The organism is Acidovorax sp. GW460-11-11-14-LB4, assembly GCF_059423685.1.
In genome coordinates, this window is the sequence record NZ_JBWKYJ010000153.1 from 1 (window position 1) to 593 (window position 593).

Here is a 593-nt window from a genome sequence, read left to right on the forward strand (position 1 = left end):
CCCGCCGCGCCCGGCCACCGGCTGGCCCACCCGCAGGCCGCGAACGACCTTCTCATGTACCGCCTCAACCGCCTGATCGCCGTGGCGGGCAGCCTGGTGGTGCGGCTGTGCGAAGGCGGCTACGGCATCACCCGCCGCGAGTGGGGGCTGTTGATGATGCTGGCGCAGCACCCCGGCATGCCCCCGGCCGAGCTGGCCCAACGCCTCGGGTTGGACCGGGCGCGCACCTCGCGCGCCATTACCTCGCTGCTGGCCAAGAAGCTCATCACCCGCGACGCCATGCCCGGCGACCGGCGCCAGGCCCGGCTGTCGCTCACAGCGGCGGGCCAGACGGTGCACGACGAACTGTTTCCGCAGGTCAAGGCGCTCAACCAGGAGCTGCTGGCGGGCCTCGGTGCCGAGGCGGTGGCTGGGCTGGACCAGACCCTGGCCGACATGCAGCAGCGTGCCGAGACGCTGGTCGCCACCCGCACCGACGTGCCGCGCACCTATCGGCTGCGGGGCGGGCGGCATGTGGATTGAGGGGGTTTGCAGAATGGAGTTGCCCCAAAACGGGGAACCGGCGATATCCTCAAACCCGCCCTGAGCCACCC

The 593-nt window shown here is 71.7% G+C and carries 1 protein-coding gene; it reads left to right on the forward strand.

The genetic code is table 11. The annotated features are described in order from the left end of the window. Nucleotides 1–522 (forward strand): MarR family winged helix-turn-helix transcriptional regulator (locus tag AC07X4_RS23995; RefSeq protein ID WP_494741550.1); only part of this gene is annotated, 522 nt, incomplete at its 5' end. Nucleotides 523–593 lie beyond the last annotated feature (71 nt).